17 protein-coding genes are annotated in these 16905 nt (G+C 51.6%); 11 read left to right on the top strand and 6 right to left on the bottom strand.

From position 1 onward, the window contains the following. Positions 1–7 precede the first annotated feature (7 nt). Together ACO0LL_RS26225 and ACO0LL_RS26220 are read left to right on the top strand one after the other, a co-directional pair. The gene (locus tag ACO0LL_RS26225) at positions 8–247 is read left to right on the top strand and encodes a hypothetical protein (RefSeq protein WP_422953760.1); all 240 of its coding nucleotides are present in this window, start codon (positions 8–10) and stop codon (positions 245–247) included. A gap of 102 nt (positions 248–349) precedes the next feature. After that, positions 350–661 carry a hypothetical protein gene (locus ACO0LL_RS26220; RefSeq protein WP_422953759.1) on the top strand — a complete coding sequence of 104 codons (312 nt, stop codon included), beginning with the start codon at positions 350–352 and terminating at the stop codon, positions 659–661. Positions 662–688: 27 nt separating this feature from the next. Here the strand turns inward: ACO0LL_RS26220 and ACO0LL_RS26215 are convergent, their stop codons facing one another. From ACO0LL_RS26215 to moaC, 3 genes are all read right to left on the bottom strand, one after another. Then, on the bottom strand, positions 689–940 hold the full coding sequence (locus ACO0LL_RS26215) for a hypothetical protein (protein ID WP_422953758.1): 252 nt from the start codon (positions 938–940) through the stop codon (positions 689–691). Between the two features lie 493 nt (positions 941–1433). Beyond that, a complete protein-coding gene (locus tag ACO0LL_RS26210; RefSeq protein ID WP_422953757.1) occupies positions 1434–1985 on the bottom strand; it encodes an endonuclease V in 552 nt (183 codons plus the stop codon). Next, complete coding sequence (gene moaC, locus ACO0LL_RS26205) at positions 1982–2509, bottom strand: cyclic pyranopterin monophosphate synthase MoaC (protein ID WP_422953756.1); 528 nt, start codon at positions 2507–2509, stop codon at positions 1982–1984. Before moaC ends, ACO0LL_RS26210 begins: the two co-directional genes overlap by 4 nt. Before the next feature lie 275 nt (positions 2510–2784). On the opposite strand from moaC, the gene ACO0LL_RS26200 reads away from it, so the two are divergent. The 9 genes from ACO0LL_RS26200 to ACO0LL_RS26160 all read left to right on the top strand — a co-directional run bounded on the left by ACO0LL_RS26200 (position 2785) and on the right by ACO0LL_RS26160 (position 14372). Beyond that, positions 2785–4326: a M48 family metallopeptidase gene (locus ACO0LL_RS26200; RefSeq protein ID WP_422953754.1), complete on the top strand. Its 1542-nt coding sequence runs from the start codon at positions 2785–2787 to the stop codon at positions 4324–4326. Between the two features lie 53 nt (positions 4327–4379). Further along, the gene (locus ACO0LL_RS26195; protein ID WP_422953753.1) at positions 4380–5099 is read left to right on the top strand and encodes a hypothetical protein; all 720 of its coding nucleotides are present in this window, start codon (positions 4380–4382) and stop codon (positions 5097–5099) included. 399 nt (positions 5100–5498) lie between these two features. Then, positions 5499–6503 carry a hypothetical protein gene (locus tag ACO0LL_RS26190; RefSeq protein ID WP_422953752.1) on the top strand — a complete coding sequence of 335 codons (1005 nt, stop codon included), beginning with the start codon at positions 5499–5501 and terminating at the stop codon, positions 6501–6503. A 338-nt stretch (positions 6504–6841) separates the two neighbouring features. Beyond that, a complete protein-coding gene (locus ACO0LL_RS26185) occupies positions 6842–9505 on the top strand; it encodes a hypothetical protein (protein ID WP_422953751.1) in 2664 nt (887 codons plus the stop codon). 104 nt (positions 9506–9609) lie between these two features. Next, positions 9610–10077, top strand: coding sequence for a DUF6794 domain-containing protein (locus tag ACO0LL_RS26180; RefSeq protein ID WP_422953750.1), 468 nt, complete (start codon positions 9610–9612; stop codon positions 10075–10077). A gap of 131 nt (positions 10078–10208) precedes the next feature. Next, the gene (locus ACO0LL_RS26175; RefSeq protein ID WP_422953749.1) at positions 10209–10661 is read left to right on the top strand and encodes a DUF6794 domain-containing protein; all 453 of its coding nucleotides are present in this window, start codon (positions 10209–10211) and stop codon (positions 10659–10661) included. 43 nt (positions 10662–10704) lie between these two features. Beyond that, complete coding sequence (locus ACO0LL_RS26170) at positions 10705–11289, top strand: hypothetical protein (RefSeq protein ID WP_422953748.1); 585 nt, start codon at positions 10705–10707, stop codon at positions 11287–11289. Between the two features lie 338 nt (positions 11290–11627). Next, positions 11628–13385, top strand: coding sequence for a patatin-like phospholipase family protein (locus ACO0LL_RS26165; RefSeq protein ID WP_422953747.1), 1758 nt, complete (start codon positions 11628–11630; stop codon positions 13383–13385). A 150-nt stretch (positions 13386–13535) separates the two neighbouring features. Continuing rightward, on the top strand, positions 13536–14372 hold the full coding sequence (locus tag ACO0LL_RS26160; protein WP_422953746.1) for a hypothetical protein: 837 nt from the start codon (positions 13536–13538) through the stop codon (positions 14370–14372). A gap of 67 nt (positions 14373–14439) precedes the next feature. On the opposite strand, the gene ACO0LL_RS26155 is transcribed toward ACO0LL_RS26160, so the two are convergent. From ACO0LL_RS26155 to ACO0LL_RS26145, 3 genes are read right to left on the bottom strand one after another with little or no spacing between them, the layout of a single operon-like run. Further along, positions 14440–15027, bottom strand: a complete 588-nt coding sequence (locus ACO0LL_RS26155) for a hypothetical protein (protein WP_422953745.1) — start codon at positions 15025–15027, stop codon at positions 14440–14442. Further along, a complete protein-coding gene (locus ACO0LL_RS26150; protein WP_422953744.1) occupies positions 15024–16190 on the bottom strand; it encodes a M48 family metalloprotease in 1167 nt (388 codons plus the stop codon). Before ACO0LL_RS26150 ends, ACO0LL_RS26155 begins: the two co-directional genes overlap by 4 nt. Next, the gene (locus ACO0LL_RS26145) at positions 16187–16894 is read right to left on the bottom strand and encodes a hypothetical protein (RefSeq protein WP_422953743.1); all 708 of its coding nucleotides are present in this window, start codon (positions 16892–16894) and stop codon (positions 16187–16189) included. The genes ACO0LL_RS26150 and ACO0LL_RS26145 overlap by 4 nt, the downstream gene beginning before the upstream one ends. Between the last annotated feature and the right edge of the window lie 11 nt (positions 16895–16905).

Genomic DNA, 16905 nt, shown 5'->3' with positions numbered 1-16905 from the left:
TATTTAGATGATGCTGCAAAAATCTTATGTATTTAAGAGTCGGGCTGATTGTGCTGAATGTGAGCAAGCGATTGATCTAGCGCTTGGCAACAAAGAAATTAAATCAATTCCCGAGCCATCCTGGTATGCCCCTCCAATCGATGAAATGGGGCAGGCAGTATTTTTTGAAAAAATTAATGATGGCTCAGTTTGGGTGCTCGTTCTGCCAGAGCGAGTGTCATTCGGCTATTGGAAGCAGATTAAATAAGCGAATCGGGCGTTTGAAATTATCTGTTGATATACTTCAAAAATCAGAGGACGCGAACAATTTAGAAAAACTGCTTAAATTATGAACGATGAAAAATAAAAATTGCGATTCGTAGTCGATGATCTTATATCTTCGTTGAATGCAGAGCGCGTTCGGCAACTTAATATTCTCATCCTCAATCACCAAATCAAGGAAAGCTGGCTATGGTACGACGAGGTGATTTCTCGTTATCTGCAAAGCCCAGACTCTGCCGAACTAATAGGCGAAATCGATGCTTTGTTTCCAGATGAGAGTACATTAAAACTTATAGAAACAAGCACCGTTTTGCCAGTGTTTGAAGCCAAAGTTATTCTCAGAGAAGCACAAAATCTTCTGCGATCGTCAGCGGCCGACAGCATTTTAGTTTCCAGGTAGCAGGCATCAAATAGACACCTCAATTTATCAGCAAATCCGTTTCTCACACTTCCAGCACTGCCCACTTCCTTCGGGATAAAACAATGAACCGCATTCGGGGCAGGGCATGGCTTTTACTCCAGGGTTATAGGGCTCCCAGCCTTGGCGCAGGTGATAGATGGCCATTGCTTCTTCCCAAGTGGCTGCCTCTATGCGCCAGAACAATTGTTCGCAATCTGGTTCTGGTGTGCCGTCATTGAAGCAAGGCGGGTCTTCGCCTGCGGCAAGGGTTGATGGCATATGGGCGTCTCTAAGGCCCCAACTGGTAAATATTGGCATGTTTGTCTCATTTTAAAAATCAGCCCATAGGATGCTGATTACAACAATTCATTGTTCCGAAAAAAACGCCGCTTTTTTCTTTCATAGAATCTGGCACGCAATACAAGCGGTATGGCGGCAGCTATGGGCAGAAACAGAAAAATCAATGCCAGGGTTTTATAAGCAAGTATCCAGAAAATAGCGGCACCAAACCAACTGTTTGCTGTCAGCGTTCCCAGAACAAAAGCAATGTGCCAGTGGCAGCTGAGGCTGCGATGGCAGTTGTTGCATCGCACGGGCAAGCCGCACAAAGTGGTCAGGGCTTTGTGGCTGGCAGAGCAGGCGGTTTCTCCGCAGGCGGGGCAAGACAATATGAGTATGCTGTTTTTCATTGTGCCTGGTTTCTCTATAAATCTGCTGCTGTCCTTGGTGGTGATGCTGCTTGTCTGACATCTCTGAGCTCAAGGTCAGAACTTCAGTTGTTATCAGCAGGCTTATCCCCCGCTTCACGGCACAGTTGATCGACCAGCTTTAACAAAGTTGGCAGCCGGTATTCGCCATGCATGGCGGCGATGCTGGCCTGGGCTGTAGCCAGGTCCATGCCCAGGCTGGTGATGTACAGGGGCTTGATGCTCTCGCCCCGGCAGATGCCGAACGAGGCATCTATCGCCGAGAAAGAGGACTTGGCAACGCCGATGATGCTGACCTTGCCAGCCAGCGCCTCGTGCAGGTACCAGCCCAGGCCGGGTTTGCTGGTGCCATCAAGATAGACATAGCCGTCGATGATGATGCAGTCTGGCTGCAGATCATGTTCCGCCAGCAATTGCAGGATGCAGGGCAGCTCGCGTTTGTAAAATTCACCAGGCACATAGCTGGCCACGCTGTTGATGTGGCTGATGCAGGTTTTTGCCGGTTTGTCGTCATCCCAGTTGTGGAAGACGACACCGGCAACGCAGGCGCTTTCACCAGCTTCGTCGCTACTGTAATGCACATCCACCGCCAGCAAAGTGGCTGGTTTTGTTGTCATTTGTCGATATCCGCTACCCAGTCGCCGGATTTGCCGCCGTGCTTCTCCAGCACTCGTATATCGGTCATGACCATTCCACGGTCGGCAGCTTTACACATATCGTAAATTGTTAAGAGGCCAACTTGCACGGCGGTAAGGGCTTCCATTTCGACACCGGTTTTACCCACTGTTTCAACCTGGGCCTCGCATGTAACAGTGTTGTTACTTGCATCAATGCTAAAATCAACAGTGACGCGGGTCAGTGCCAGCGGGTGGCACAGTGGGATGAGGTCGCTGGTGCGTTTGGCAGCCATGATGGCGGCGATGCGGGCTATGCCGATGACATCGCCTTTCTTGGCATTGCCCTGCTCGATGATGGCCAGTGTGGCTGCCTGCATGCGGATATGCCCATGGGCGATGGCGATGCGGTGACTATTGTTTTTACTGCCAACATCCACCATATGAGCCTGACCACTTGCGTCAAAATGGGTCAGTTTGGCTGGTAATTCGTGGGACTGTTCTGTTTTGCTTGTATCTGTGCTCATAATTGTGTAAAAAACTTGTAAAACTAGAACAGGACTTACGAAAAATTGTCCCAGCAAGGCTATCGCTTTTGAGAACCATCCCCAGTGTGGGATGGTCGCTTTGCTGGCAGGCAACATGTTGCCTGAAACCCCAGCGATGCCGTAGCGACGAAGACAGTACTTTAGTACCGAATATTGCTAGATGCGGGAGCTGCAACGCAGCTAGGGCGGTTTTTCGTAAGTCCTGATAAATAAGGAAGCTATTAGTGTCCAAGTATCATAGCATTGAGAACCCCTTGCGACGTGTTTTTCGCCTGCCAGCCTTGTCAGCATTGCGTTTGGCGGTCTTGCTGGCAGTTGGCCTGGGGAGTGCCAATCTGTCGCCTGCACTGGTCCAGGCGCAAAACCTGCCGACTTTGGGGGACACCTCGCGTGAAGACCTGTCGCCGCTGGCAGAGCGCAAGCTCGGCGAGCAAATCATGAGCGTGGTCAGGCGCGACCCTGACTATATGGACGATGCCCCGGTCAGTGAATACCTGAACCGCCTTGGCAACAAAATGCTGGAAGCGCGGCCAGATGCCCGTGGCGAAACCAATTTCAATTTTGAGTTTTTTGCCGTGCGTGATCCGGTGCTGAATGCCTTTGCCTTTCCTGGTGGCTTTATTGGTTTTCATTCTGGCCTGATCCTGGCGGCACAGTCTGAGTCCGAGCTGGCCTCGGTCATGGGCCATGAGATAGGTCACGTGGCCCAGCGCCATATCGCCCGCATGCTGACCAGCCAGCGTGGCGATGCTCTCATCCCGCTGGCGGCACTGGCACTGGCCGTGCTGGCTGCGCGGTCCAGCCCTGATGCTGCAATGGCGATTGCGACTGGCGGGCAGGGCCTGGCGATACAAAAGCAATTGAATTTTGGCCGTGATGCCGAGCGTGAGGCAGACCGCGTAGGCTTCCAGATCTTGCGGGACTCTGGCTTTGACCCGTCGGGCATGGTCAATTTTTTTGGTCGCCTGCAAAGTTCCATGCGCAACTATAACGATAACCTGCCACCGTTTTTGCGCAGCCACCCACTGACCAGCGAAAGGATAGCCGACATACAATCGCGCCTGTCAGAGCAGCGCTACCGCCAGCATGCAGATAGTCTGGAGTTTTTGCTCACCAAGGCCAGGATCAGGGTATTGCAAGACAGCAGCACCCAGGGCCTGTTGGATGCCAGCACCTTTTTTGACACCCAGGCCAAAACCGGCAAGCTCGAAGACCAGATCACTGCCAAATACGGGCAGGCCTTTGTCGCCTACAAGCGCCTGGACTTTGCTACCGCCCGCAAATTGCTGGATCAATCGCGCAAAATGCTGGAACAGATACCCGCATACAAAAGCATGCTCACTTATAGCAATATGTATGTCGATATGTCCATCGACATCCTGATCGGCGACAAGCAAACTGCCGCCGCCGTCAAAGAGGCAGAAAAAGCCATGCGTGATCTGCCGCTCTCACGCGGTGTGGCCGTGCAATATGCCGAGGCGCTGCTGGCAGACAACAAAGAAGAGCAGGCGGCTGTTTTCTTGCGTGACCAGATCGTACTGTACCGGCAAGAAGCGCAACTCTACAACCTGTTGGCCAAAGTCTATGCCGCCCAAGGTAAGCAAGCCGCCCAGCATGTTGCCCTGGCCGAGGCCTACGGCATAGAAAATAACCTCGCCGCCGCCCTGCAACAACTGGACATTGCCCGGCGCGAAAAAGATGCGCAGTATTATGAACTGTCTGTCATCGATGCCCGCGAGCGTGAATGGAAAGAAAAGCACAAGGAACAATTGGCGGAAGAGAAAAAGCGGCGCTGAGTAGCTAGGGAGCACGCGTCGTCGATGCAGTCCGGACCAGATAAATAAATCAAGTGCAAACAAACGAAACATCAACTGAGCTGCTGAAAAAACAGCAGGCAGAAAAAATCCGTCTGCTGGAAGAACAGGTAATCGTTGCCGGCAAAATTGCAGAAGAGAGACTGGCCCGCCCGCGTGAAGAATGGTCAATCAAGTTCATGGACAGAAAGCCCATGACCAGCAGGCAAAAGTACCTACTCGCGCTGTCGTGTCTGGGTCTTGCCTGTTTGCTCTACGGGTTTAATTTGAGTGATAATTTTGTCTTTGCCGGGGAGCATTTTTATGCCACCTCTTTACCCTGGATTGTTGCGGTGGTGTTGTTTCCTTTTCTGCTTTACGGGTGCTATGACCGCACGCATCAGACTAATTTGGCGTATCGCTATCCCTCGCCAGTCTTACGTCAATTCGTCATACTGCCTCTCATGGCTTGCTTATTGACTTTCGTCATATTACGCAGCCCTATCGCCTTGTCTGCCCTGGCCAGCTGGACATTCAATAGTGAGGCGGTCGTTGTAGAAGCTACCGTAAGTTCTTTAGGACGCCTGAAACCCAAGCTGGGCATGTGTGATCAAACCCTGCGCGTGGGTGCTCCAGAGTTTGCCGCCACTATCTGCATGGAACATACCATCGTTGGCCGCCAGCCTGTTCCTGGTGATCGGGTTGTGGTCAAAGGGCGTCGCTCTGTACTCGGTATTTATATAGATGAGATCGCGGTGAAGTTACAAGTGCAATAGTGAACATCAATGCATGGCTGGCGACACCAGACCTGGAGTGCGCGCTATTCCTGTCCGATCATGCAAAGAAAAATGAGGTGTCCGCTGCTGCTTTCACTAAAGATATTCAATTTGGTGACTTGAAAAAGACTCATCTTCACTGGGCTGAGGAGGATTTGCGGGTCAGTATTCATACTAGCCGCTCATGTGTATAAAAAGCGGGCTATTGAGCGACTTAACAGAGGGCCCAAGCCACCGCCAGGGCTGTCGCGTTTTGAGGTGATTGAAGAACTGTATTTGTTTTTGCAGACGATGCGGCAAAAATATCCTAGCTATTGGCAAAGTTCGTGGGATGATTCATGTGGGGATATGCGGGGTACTGCATCTGCTTGTTAACTTGTTGCCCTGTTGAGTGGATAAATGAATATAGAAGCGTTTGAAATATCAGCATCGGCATATTTTTCGATCCGGTATGAATTAATACAAAACAAAAGTCATGCAGGCGGCGTCCGGTTATTTTGGGTGAAAATGCCTGACATTGATTTGCGGCTGATACTGATGATTCCGCCCACTGGCTACAGTTGGGGCATGCAATTCAATCAAACAAAAGATCTGCTTGAATGGACAGAAAAAGTGATTGCCAGCTCTGCCGTGGCCTCAGGATTTCGACGGGTTTTTGCAGAGTTGTCCATTGATCCAGCTTATGTACCTGAAACTCTGGCGGGATGTAGCTGGTTCGGCGAAAATCATGAATTGACTATTGGTACGCATGAACCTGACGTTCCCCGTGCCTGGTTTAGAACTGTGCTTTTGCCAGATGGTGACGATACCTTTGGGGCTTTTGTGCAGCGGTTAAGGCTGCATATTGATCAGTTGGGAATATTTTTCTTACTGCCTCAAGCAAATTTGAAGGAGGCAGGATTGCTTGCCTGGTCTGAGTCTGTTCATAAGAATCTTGGAATTCTTTTCGATTCTGACCATGACCGAAGTATTCGTTCTGTTGATATGTTTTCAAAAAGAAGAAATGCTTTGGAAGCTGCGATACAGAACACGACGAGTGAGCAAGCGCAGGCGTGGCTTACTTCACGTTTTTTGGATTGGGACATGATCAGGCCGAGTTATCCCATGGCAGAAACGCCACTTAAATCAAGACGTTCACAATTCCTGCTATCCATATTCTCATTACGATCTTTGGAGGACGTGAATGATGAAGCTAAAATACTCTCATTGCTCCGTTTGCAGCTCATGAAAAAATGGAAGTGGCCGGTGGGGGTTCGTTTGTTGGCGAACCATCATGGGTCCCAGTACTATAGGGACTTCAGGCTGAAAGGGCAGATATCCTGGCTTCCTCTGGAAGTTGAAGTTACAGAAGTATTGAAGCAGGCAAAGGATGTTTATCCAATTCTCTTTGATACAGACGTATAGCTTGATGCTACGGGTTGGTTCGAAATTTATCAAAACGGAAGGTGCTTGTAGCCGCACTAAATGCTGAGACTGCTGAGGCAAGGTACAAGCTGTAGTAGATTAATTTGCAAAAAATAATTTATAATGCATGAACGTGATAGCCACTCTGGCTGTCGATCCGTACTATCAGTTAAACCATTTATTCCCCACATGTGAAATAAAAAATGAAAATCTGAAGCCACCCTTTGCAGGATTGGTTTCATACCGGAAGTGCCTGAGCAGGCTGCTTGCATGTGCGTTCGCACTGTGATGCCTGTTTTTGGGTGCATGCCATCTCTGGATTTTTATTTTTTGTTCACATGTCATCAAGCAAACCTGTCAAAGACAGGGCAGCGGTTCAGCCGCCTGTCCTGCAAACTGTCAAATCCATTTTAATCAGCCTGTTGCGTCAGCCTCAGGGCATCGTTGCCTTGCTCAGTGATGAAGTCGATGGTGTCGTGCAGCCTGCATTGCGGCAGGTGAAGCTCGCTGCACTGGATGCGCGCTTGTTTCCGCAGTCGGCCAGCTTGCAGGCGGACTGGCATAGCCTGCAAACTGCCAGCGACTTGCGCAGCGTCTGGCCTGCTTTCTGGCGGGTGTTCTGGATGACCGTGCCTGATGCTGGCAATGCCAGCATGGTTGTGCTACCGCAAACCGGGGTGGCCAAAAAAGTGGTGGCGACCGCAGCTCACCCGCGTGCTTTTCGCGGTACCAAATACCAGCCGCCAAAGCCTGCGCAGCCTGCACTGGATTTGTGTGACTGGCTGGCAGATGCACGTTTGCTCGATGCTTTCTTTGCACGTCATGATTTTATTGCCTTGCCCGTGCTGGATGCGCAGGGACAGGTGATGTCGTTGTCTGCCGGGCTTATACCCAGCAGCGCCACTCTGTATTTGCATCACTGGAACAGGCCAGCACAAGAATTGCCCGTCTTGCCAGAAGCGTTTCGCCGTTGCTTACTGTGGCAATTGCGTGCATGCAGTGCAGACTTGCAACTGGCCTGGCTGCAAATATGGCATCAGCACAGCGGCCAGCATGCAGATGACATTGCACGCTCGCAAAAACTGGCCGTACTGGCGCGCCTGTGTGCCATGAGTACGGATAATACTCACGCCGCACAACTCACTTTGCTCTTGCCAGAAAACCGGCAAACTATTTTCCTGACTGTAGTGATGCGGGAAGCGCAGGGGAGTTTGTCGCCTCAACAGATGACTGCTGACCAGCTCATGCGTCTGCATGATTTGTCGGACGATGATGCACGCTTTGAATTTTACCTCTGCAATATTTTGCGCAACCTCGCCAGGCAAGTCAGTGTGGAATATAGCCTCACAGGTTGCCTGCTATATGAGGCGAGTGATATCAGCGAATTGCGCGACTATGTGCTGACGGCCAGTCACGATTGTCAGGATGTGCCATTAGAAGCGATAGCAAGAGCCTGTAAAGCTGTGGGTATCAAGTCCCGGGTGTCTTTGTGGGACTATTGCGCCAAATTTCCCGGTCTCGCACATTATCTGCGTGAAACCCAATGGGAAAAGTTGAGTGAGCCCGCTGCCGATACCTGGCTTCATGTCTTCTACAGTTTTATGGATGAAGATGAAAAAGAAAAAATGCAGGCCAAGTGGCAAGTGTATCTGACGCTGTTTTCTGCCTGCCATGATGTACTGATCAGCCTGCCTGCCGACAGGCAAAACAAGCTGGCACTGATGTGGCGGCACTTTATTGGCGGCTGGGATGATGCACGGACTTTGCCACAAGCAGTGCAGGATTTTTTGCCACTCATGCATAAATTATGCTTGCCGCCGTTTAAGGCTGAGATTGATTATGGCCATAGCTTTGTGAACATCGTCGAGACCTGGCCGATAGATAAAAGAGCAGAAATTATTGCCATTGACGATAGCGTCTGGCGGCAATTGGAACTTGCATGCCGTCGCGAAGACAATATGAATTTGCTGACTTCTGGCAGTTATTCCTTCGTAAACCTGGCCCCGGCGTTCTTGCGAACTTCTTTGATGGCCGCGCCAGCCAGGTTTTTTAAGACTTGCAATCTGCTGGGCAGTTTGCATTTCGAGCGTCGGCAACTCTTCATGAAAAAATTCCTTAAGACGGACTGGTTTGCGCTGGACTGGCATGCAATGCCGCCATTGGTGGCTTGCCAGCGCATGCTGGACTTGAGTAAAGAAGCTGGCCTCGATAGCCCCTTGCCACGTCGTTTGCGCGAATACCTTGAAGGCGTATTGAGTTTATCTTCACAGCAAATCGCCAGGCATTGCAGGCTGAGTTTGTCGAGATTGCCATCGTTGCGTTTACGCGCTCTGACTGCTGCACTTTGGGTAGAAATGGATGCTTCTTTCAACTTGCGTGATACGTCTGCACCTGCCAGGCATGCCCTGCGCCTGTTGGCGGGCCTGGATAATTTTTCTAGTCGTAATAACCGCAAAGGATTGCGACGATTTCTCGGCCACGCCAGAGATGGTAATGCATTGAATTATATCCAGCACCCGCTTAATCAGGCTTGGTATGCCAGACACCCGCGTGCACAGCAGGCGGCATGGCAGGCAGGGCTGCAATGCAAAGTGCAAACGGCACAAGGTGATTTGGCACTGGCATTTGAACATGATCCTTTTGAAGTTCTCATGATGGGCACTTATGCAGGCAGTTGTTTAGGTATTGGTGGTTTGTGTGATTATTCTGCGATTGCCTGTTTGCTTGACGTGAACAAGCAGCTCTTGTATGCCCGTAATGAGCAGGGAAAAGTAGTGGCGCGGCAGTTGCTGGCGATTGATGAAGGCGATCAACTGGTGTGCTTTGCGGTCTATCCAGGAAATGTTTCGCAGGACGTGAAAGCCGCGTTTAAAACCTACGGACTGGAACTGGCTACTCAATTGGGCATCACTGTTTATCAGGACGGTAACGACGGCAGCTATGACGTGGCCACCATCCTTGCGCAGAACTGGTGGGACGATGGCCCATGGCAAGAAAAATGATTGTCAAAAGGCAAGTACTTTCCTTTATTTCATGTATGATGCTTGTTTAGTACTTTTAACATTTTTTAATATTTTTGAGTTGGCCCATTTTGAAGGGGAAGTTGATGAGCATTACACGTGCAGGCATTTGTTCTGGCTTTGCTGCTGTCATCATGATGGGCGCCAATGTGGTTTGGGCGCAGTCTGCGCCTGCTCCGGTGGCGAATGCGGCAGATCCGGCCAGCGCCAGCGTAGCAGCCGCTACCTGCGCCACACCAGGCAAGAATGGCTACGACAAGCAATGCAAGCGCTACGCGGATGCCGATACCTGGCCAACGACCTGTGAACAGGCCGCGACAAACATATTGGCCAGGCTCGATGAAGCCAGCAAACAGCGCACTCGGGATTCAACGTATGACAACTTGATCCAGTTTCACATGGGATGGGGTATGGGGATACGTAATAGCACGGGTCTGTGGCGCGGCAATGTGGCGCTGACGGATTCTTGTATGGCACTTGATAACGACGGTGATCGCCACCCTGACCATATTTCCATGATCATCATCCAGCAAATCTGGAAAAAGCTTCACTGAGTGGTCGCTTAGGTCGCTTAGCATTGAGCTGGATTTCAAACTGCTTATAGTGGGCGCTGTCCTTGCGTCCTTTGCCCGTGCGGCAATCGGCTTACCTGCCTGCGCCGCCAGTTTTTTGTGGAGACACAAACATGAAAACCACAACAGGCAAGATGCATCTGGCTGTGATTGCAGCCGTGTTTTTATCCAGCGCTGCACAGGCGCAACTTGACGCAACGGCAGAGCCGGGCAGGCCCAGCTATAAGCCGGCAACGGCCATGTGCATGCGCACTGATGATGTCAATGACAAGACCTGTCGCCCCTATCCCGATGCATCATCATGGCCTGCAAGTTGCGGGCAAGCAGTAGGCCAATTCCTGGCCAAGCTTGATGACAACAGCAGGCGAGCTTTGCGCAAGACAAAATACGCAGAACTGAAAGACCATGCCATTCTTTGGGGCATGCTCGTGCGCAACCGCTTTGGTTTATGGCGCGGTAACAGTGCGCTCATCGCTTCGTGCCTGGAGATGCGCCCTGGCTCGAGTGCTAATCCTGAAGATATTTCCTGGGTGATAGTCGAAGAGGGCTGGAAAAGACTGCAATAAGCCACCATGTAGAGGCGCTAAAGACAAACAAAAGGAGCGAGGCATGACAGCAGTGAATGAAAAATTGCCAGCAATTTTTATTGCCGTCGATGTAGAGGCCGATGGGCCCATCCCCGGCCCGTATAGCATGATCTCTCTGGGTATGGCGGTGGCCGGGCATCCTGAGCTGAGCTTTTATACTGAACTGAAACCCATCTCTGATGAATTTGATCCCGCTGCACTGGCTGTCTCTGGCCTCGACAGGCAGCACTTGATAGACCATGCACCAGAGGCCGCAGTGGCAATACGTGCTGCCTATGACTGGGTGAATTCTCTGCGCAAGATAGGCAGGCCAGTGTTTGTGGCGGCACCGGCAGTATGGGATGGCATGTATGTGCATTGGTACTTCATGCGTTACATTGGTGCGAGCCCCTTTGGCTCTACCGGCTCAGGTGTGGATTTGCGCAGCTACTGGATGGGCCTGACAGGTTGTGAGTGGGTGGAAAGCCGCAAGGGCAAGATCAAATATGCGCTTAATCTTGAGGGCTTGCCGCATACCCACCATGCCGGTGAAGACGCAGCAGAGCTGGCGCAGGTGTTTGCGGCGGTACTGAAAAGCAGGAGTGACAGCTTGCCTGATGTTGCATAATCAGTGACTGCAGTGACTGATCGGGCGACCAGACTGCAGATCGCAAAGCCATGGTCTTGACACTCCCCATCGACAAGCAATTCACATCCCTCAGTGCAAGGCTTGTGTGAATACACGCAACACTCATCTTGAATAAAGTGACTTTTTTGTAAGCAAATGTTATCTTCGCTTTGTTTGTAAAAATGTCATCTCTCTGAAAAATCAGCCAGCTAAAGTGGAACATGTCCGTGCTCAACAGCAGGGCATGTCTCATCGTGCTGTCATCCCCATGCCGGGCTTTTTGGGGAGAGGGCGCAAGTCATTTAATGATGCAGCCACTTATCATTGAGGAGTGTATTTTGTCTGAAGCAACTTATCCAGTTACGCCACAGGTGGCCGTTGACAAGATATTCCCGCTGACGCAGCCTGGGCCTGCTGCACATACCTTTGAGCTGGCCCTGGTGCTCGGCGGCACGGTGTCTGCCGGTTGTTATACAGCCGGGGTGCTGGATTTTCTGATCGAGGCACTGGATGCCTGGGCTGCGGCGATTGCACAAGATGACAAAGACAACCCCGGTGCGCCAACCGTGCCACGCCACAAAGTCTTGATCAGGGCGGTCACTGGTACTTCTGGCGGTGGTGTTAATGCCGTGCTGCTGTCACGTGCACTCAGTTATGTCTATCCGCCGGCGAGTGTACAGACCGCGCCTGAGTTGAGGGCAAAGAATCCGTTCTATCAGATATGGGTCAATGCCATCGATATAAACGGTTTGCTGGCGACCGATGATCTTGATGGCGCAACGACGATCACCTCATTATTGTCTGGCAAACCGCTTGCTGCAGCGGCTGCCAGTGGCATTTCATTTGACAGCGGGCTGGCTGCAGCGCGGCAATATGTGGCCAACCCTTTGCCGGTGATACTGACTTATACCAATGTCGCGGGTATCCCTTACAAGCAGATGTTTTCCGGCCAGACTGGCCGCGCCGAATACTTTGTCAATCACGCTGATTTTGTGCGCTTCGCCATTGATATCCAGGGGGCACTGCCAACACCACAATATACGCTGGCGCCAGATAGTTTTGAGGTTGGTAATCAGGCTCAGGACATGCTGGCCTGGTCTGGCATGTCTAGTTATGCGCTGGGTACGGCGGCTTTTCCTGTGGGTTTGCCTGCTGTGCAGATCGCCAGGCCAGCCGGGCATTATGCTTACCGCTACATCTTGCCGAATAGCGGGCAGGGCGTTTACAGCCCGCAATGGCTGGTGCCGGAATGGTCACTGTTTGTACAGCCCGATAGTGATGCAGGCAGCAAGTATGCCTTTGTTTCTCTCGATGGCGGTTGCACCGACAATGCACCGATAGGCCTCGCGCATGATGTGCTGGCAGGTATAGCACCAACCCGCGAAACCAGTGGCAGCACGGTCAACCGTGCCATCGTGCTGATAGACCCATTTACCGATGTGCCCAATTTTGCTGCCTTGCCCAAGGCCGATTTGGCGAGCATCCTGTTCCCCACCATTAATTGCCTGATCCAGAATAACCGTTTCAATTCAGCAGACCTGGCTGCTTTTACTGATGGCAGTGACTTCAGCCGCTTTTTGATCACGCCTAGCCGCAAGAATGCGAGAGGCGATCCACTGACAGGTGGCGATGCGATTGCCTCATCCGGTCTGGCGGCTTTCCTTGGTTTTTTCTCGCGGCAATACCGTGAACATGACTACATGCTGGGCCGCAGGAATTGCCAGGCTTTTTTAAAATCCTGGTTTACGCTGGAGCCCGTCAATGCCGTTTTCAATGCGCTTAAACCTCCGGCAGTAGAGACTCCGCCCAACAGCGGCAAGTTTGAGATTCCCATCATCCCCTTGTACGGTTCTGCCCTCGTTGAGCAGCTATCGCCCGAGATACCGGGCAAGTTTGACCCAGGCAGTCTTGAAGACCAGATAGAGGCGAGAGCAGACAATTTGCTGCGGGTGGCCGCCCATGTCGATAGTGCAGGCTGGTTGGCGCGGCAGGCTTACAAAGTGGTGATAGGAATAGCGAGCAGCAAGGCCGCAGACAAGGTAGTCAAGGTGGTGCAGGCTGCAACGCGGGACTCAAAATTGCTCAATCCCAAGTGAATTTACCCAAATGAATTTAATTTGAATAACAAAACGCAGGAGCAATGCAAGGTCTGCATTAATCAAATTTGTTAAGCAAACTTGTTAGGCAAACTTATTAAGCAAGCTTGTTGTACAGCTCCGTTGGCAACATCGAGAAAAGGATTCATCATGTTTGGTAGCCAGGTATTGGAAACGGCCATCGGTATCGCCCTGTTTTTTCTTGCGGTATCGCTGTTCGTGACCGCATTGCAGGAATTCATTGCCACGGTCTTGAAGCTCAGGGCCAATACGCTCTCTTCTGGCATTGATGAATTGCTGGAGCAAAAAAAGAATCTTGACCCTGTCATACAGGCCATCGTCAATCATCCGCGGGTATCACCGCTCGATGGCAAGCTTTCTTATATTTCATCGACCAGTTTTGCTGCGGCCACTATCCATGTGCTGGGTGGTGCAGGGGATGCTTCCAAAGATGCTTTCAACCGCCTTGATATTGCCGTGGATAATTTACCAGCCGGGAATCTGAAAAGCGTGCTGCAACTCGCCGTCAGCCGTGCCCAGGGTGATGTCACCAAGGTGGAGCAGGAAGTGGCCACCTGGTTTGATGAATCCATGGACCGCCTGTCTGGCCGTTACAAGCGCTATGCCAGTTACCTGAGTCTGGGCCTGGGGGCAATACTGGCCGTGGGCATGAAGCTCGATGCCTTTGCCGTTGGCAGCGCCTTGTGGGTCAGCCCTGTGCTTAGGGACCAGGCTGCCGCGGCTGCGGCAGCCGCCATAGAAAAAGGCGCAACGACAACCCCGGCCATCACTGCTGATGTACTCGCCATGTTTGGCTTTCAAAGTTTCTTTGCCAGCTTCCCTTGCGGCATGGCGCTACTGGGTTGCCTGGTCACCGCATTTGCCGTCAGCCTGGGGGCACCTTTCTGGTTTGATTTCTTGCAAAGCATAGTCAAAATCAATGTGCGCGGTACTGGTGACAAGCCAGCAAAGGCGGATGGCAGCTGATTGCTTGCGTCAGGCAGGGGTAAAAATAAAGCCGGCGTCGCCGGCTTTATTAGCTTACTTCAGTGAGTTAACCTATCCTTGCGCTTTGTACGATGCGCTTCACACGCTCTATATGGCGTGGGTAAAACACCAGTTTTGGTGCCTGGTACATAATCGCATACAGTTGCCCGTTGACGACAGAGACATCTGCGCTGCCAAGGATTTCGAGATTATCAAGCTTGCGCAAGAGGCTGAATTCAAAATGAAAACCTTTGGTGCCGCCAAACTGGCTGGGCTCCATTTTCAGTAATTTGAAGGTAGAACTGTCGCGTGTCAGCGCACCTTCAAACAAGGCAATGATCTGTTCATTTTGCATGCCTGGTTTAAATGCGAATACTTTTTTATCCTTGTTCGATTCTTCTGGCGGGTGCACAGGCTCGCCATCCCGCAGGCCTGAATACACCAGCAGTTTATCTACCGGCAAACCTTCCATGGTCCAGGTATCGCGGTGTGGACCATTCATGCCACTGGCACTGACCTGGTTCCAGGCACCTTCCAGCGTCAGATTGAGTTTGTCGCCAATCAGGCGCGTGCCTGACTCTACTTTGGTTGTGGTGACGCAGGCACTTAATGCCAGCACCAGGCCCAGGACTGAGAGTTTCTTAAAAAAATTCATGTATTCAAATCCTCAATATAACTTTTGATCATGAGTGCATCGCCCGCTTCGGGTGCACTTTGCAGGTATTGTTCAAAGCATAGTTTTGCCTGGTCTTTATTGCCTTTTTGACGCCAGATCAAACCCATGCCACGGTGTGTTTCGGCAGGTTCATTGCCTGCTGCGATGGCTGCCTGATACTGAGTCAGTGCCAGGTCAGCATCCTTGTCCTGATTGCGCAAACGCAGTATTTCAGCCTTGGCCCACAGGTATTCGGCCTGTTTCACTTGACGCCCTGACAGACGCTCAAACAGGACCAGGGATTCGGCATAGCTGCCACGTTTGATTTCATCGACCAGCCAGTCATGCAGGAATGGTGCGGTACGCTCCAGCCATTCTTGCTGGTTATTGCTGCCCTGGGTATTGAGCAGCGCTGCATATTGCTCCAGCTTTTCCTTGCGCTCGTGGATGGGAGGGTGAGTGGCAAACATGGGACTGTTTTTAGCCGGGTCACCCAGCGGACCTGCCTTGCTCTCTTCACGCAGGTTTTCCCAGATTTTTGCAGCTTCAGTCGTATCATAGTGAGCGTTATGCAGCAGTACGATACCTATCCTGTCGGCATCGCTTTCATGCTCCCGCGAAAACGAAAATTGCCCGGCAAGCAAACCGACCTGGCCGAGTGCACCAATCAAACCAAACAAACCGAGGAACTGCCCAAAGGCGGCGCGGCTCTTGATGTCGCGCAAATTGGACAAGGTATGCCGCTCAAGGTAATGGCCTATCTCATGTCCCAATACAGAAGCCAGTTGCGCCTCATTGTCTGCACGCAGCATCAGGCCAGACCAGACTTGCATCATGCCATTTGGCGCCATGTTGGCGTTGAAATAATGATTCCTGACGATGTGCACCCGGATATCCGGGCAATGTTCTGGCGCCAGCTTGCAGGTCAGGGCTTGCACATATTGCGTAAACTCTTTGTCTTTCAAGACAAAGGGGCTGCGGCGCAATTTGGTTTCTTCCCTGTCCATCATAGACCACAGGCCACCTTCGTCAGTGCTGATCTCTGGACGTAAGAAACGGCCAGGCACCTGATACAAAGCCTGGGCGCTGGCGGTGATACTGCTCAGACCCAGACTCAAGCCCAGGGCAATACAGAGCAGGTGTTGACCCTTGCGGTATTTCATGGTTTCACCGGGAACTTGTCGAGCAAGTTGTCCACGGTGTTTCTGGCCTTATCCAGTTCGCGCATGTCGCCTGAACCGCTGATCAATTTATTGAACCAGAGTATCCGGCCAGTGCGCAGATCAACCAGCGAGGCATAGCCGACTTGCATGCCACCTGTCAGGCCTACGCCAAAAATGGCCATGGCGATCATGGCAGCCTTGCGCTCGGCGCTGGCATAGCTATCCCTGACCCAGGTAAATATTGCATAGTCTGCCTGGGTTTTTTCGCGCAGGACTTGTACAGAATCTCCCAATGACCAGTCAAGCGCACCTGCCTTGGTCGGCAAGTATAACGAGGAGGAGCTGAAGTGGTGCAGGTTGATCGCCTGCGCAACTGCGCCATGCAAGGCGTTGACCTCGGCTGTGGCGTCTGCATCCTGTGCATTGAGGGTGACAGTATTTAAGCCAAATTTATTCTTTTTCTCTATCAGGGCCTTGGCAAAATACCTGGTAGCCGCTTCAGTCCAGTCGGCCTTGGGTTCAGGAACGCCACCTGCACTTAGTGAATACAGTTCTATGTCACTGGGCATGATGAGTACAGTGCTGCCTTTGGGAATCTTGCTAAAGCCCGGAGCAAGTTGCTCCACAGCCTGAGCTGATTGCATGGCTGCCAGCAGCATGAGGCCAAAAAAGGCAAAAGGCGCGAAGGTTTTGCGTATAGACATGGATGGAATCC

The sequence above is a fragment of the Undibacterium sp. TC4M20W genome (assembly GCF_049340245.1).
Lineage (GTDB): Bacteria > Pseudomonadota > Gammaproteobacteria > Burkholderiales > Burkholderiaceae_D > Undibacterium.
The sequence above is the reverse complement of the archived record's forward strand: the minus strand, read 5'-3'. Positions and strand labels throughout refer to the sequence as shown.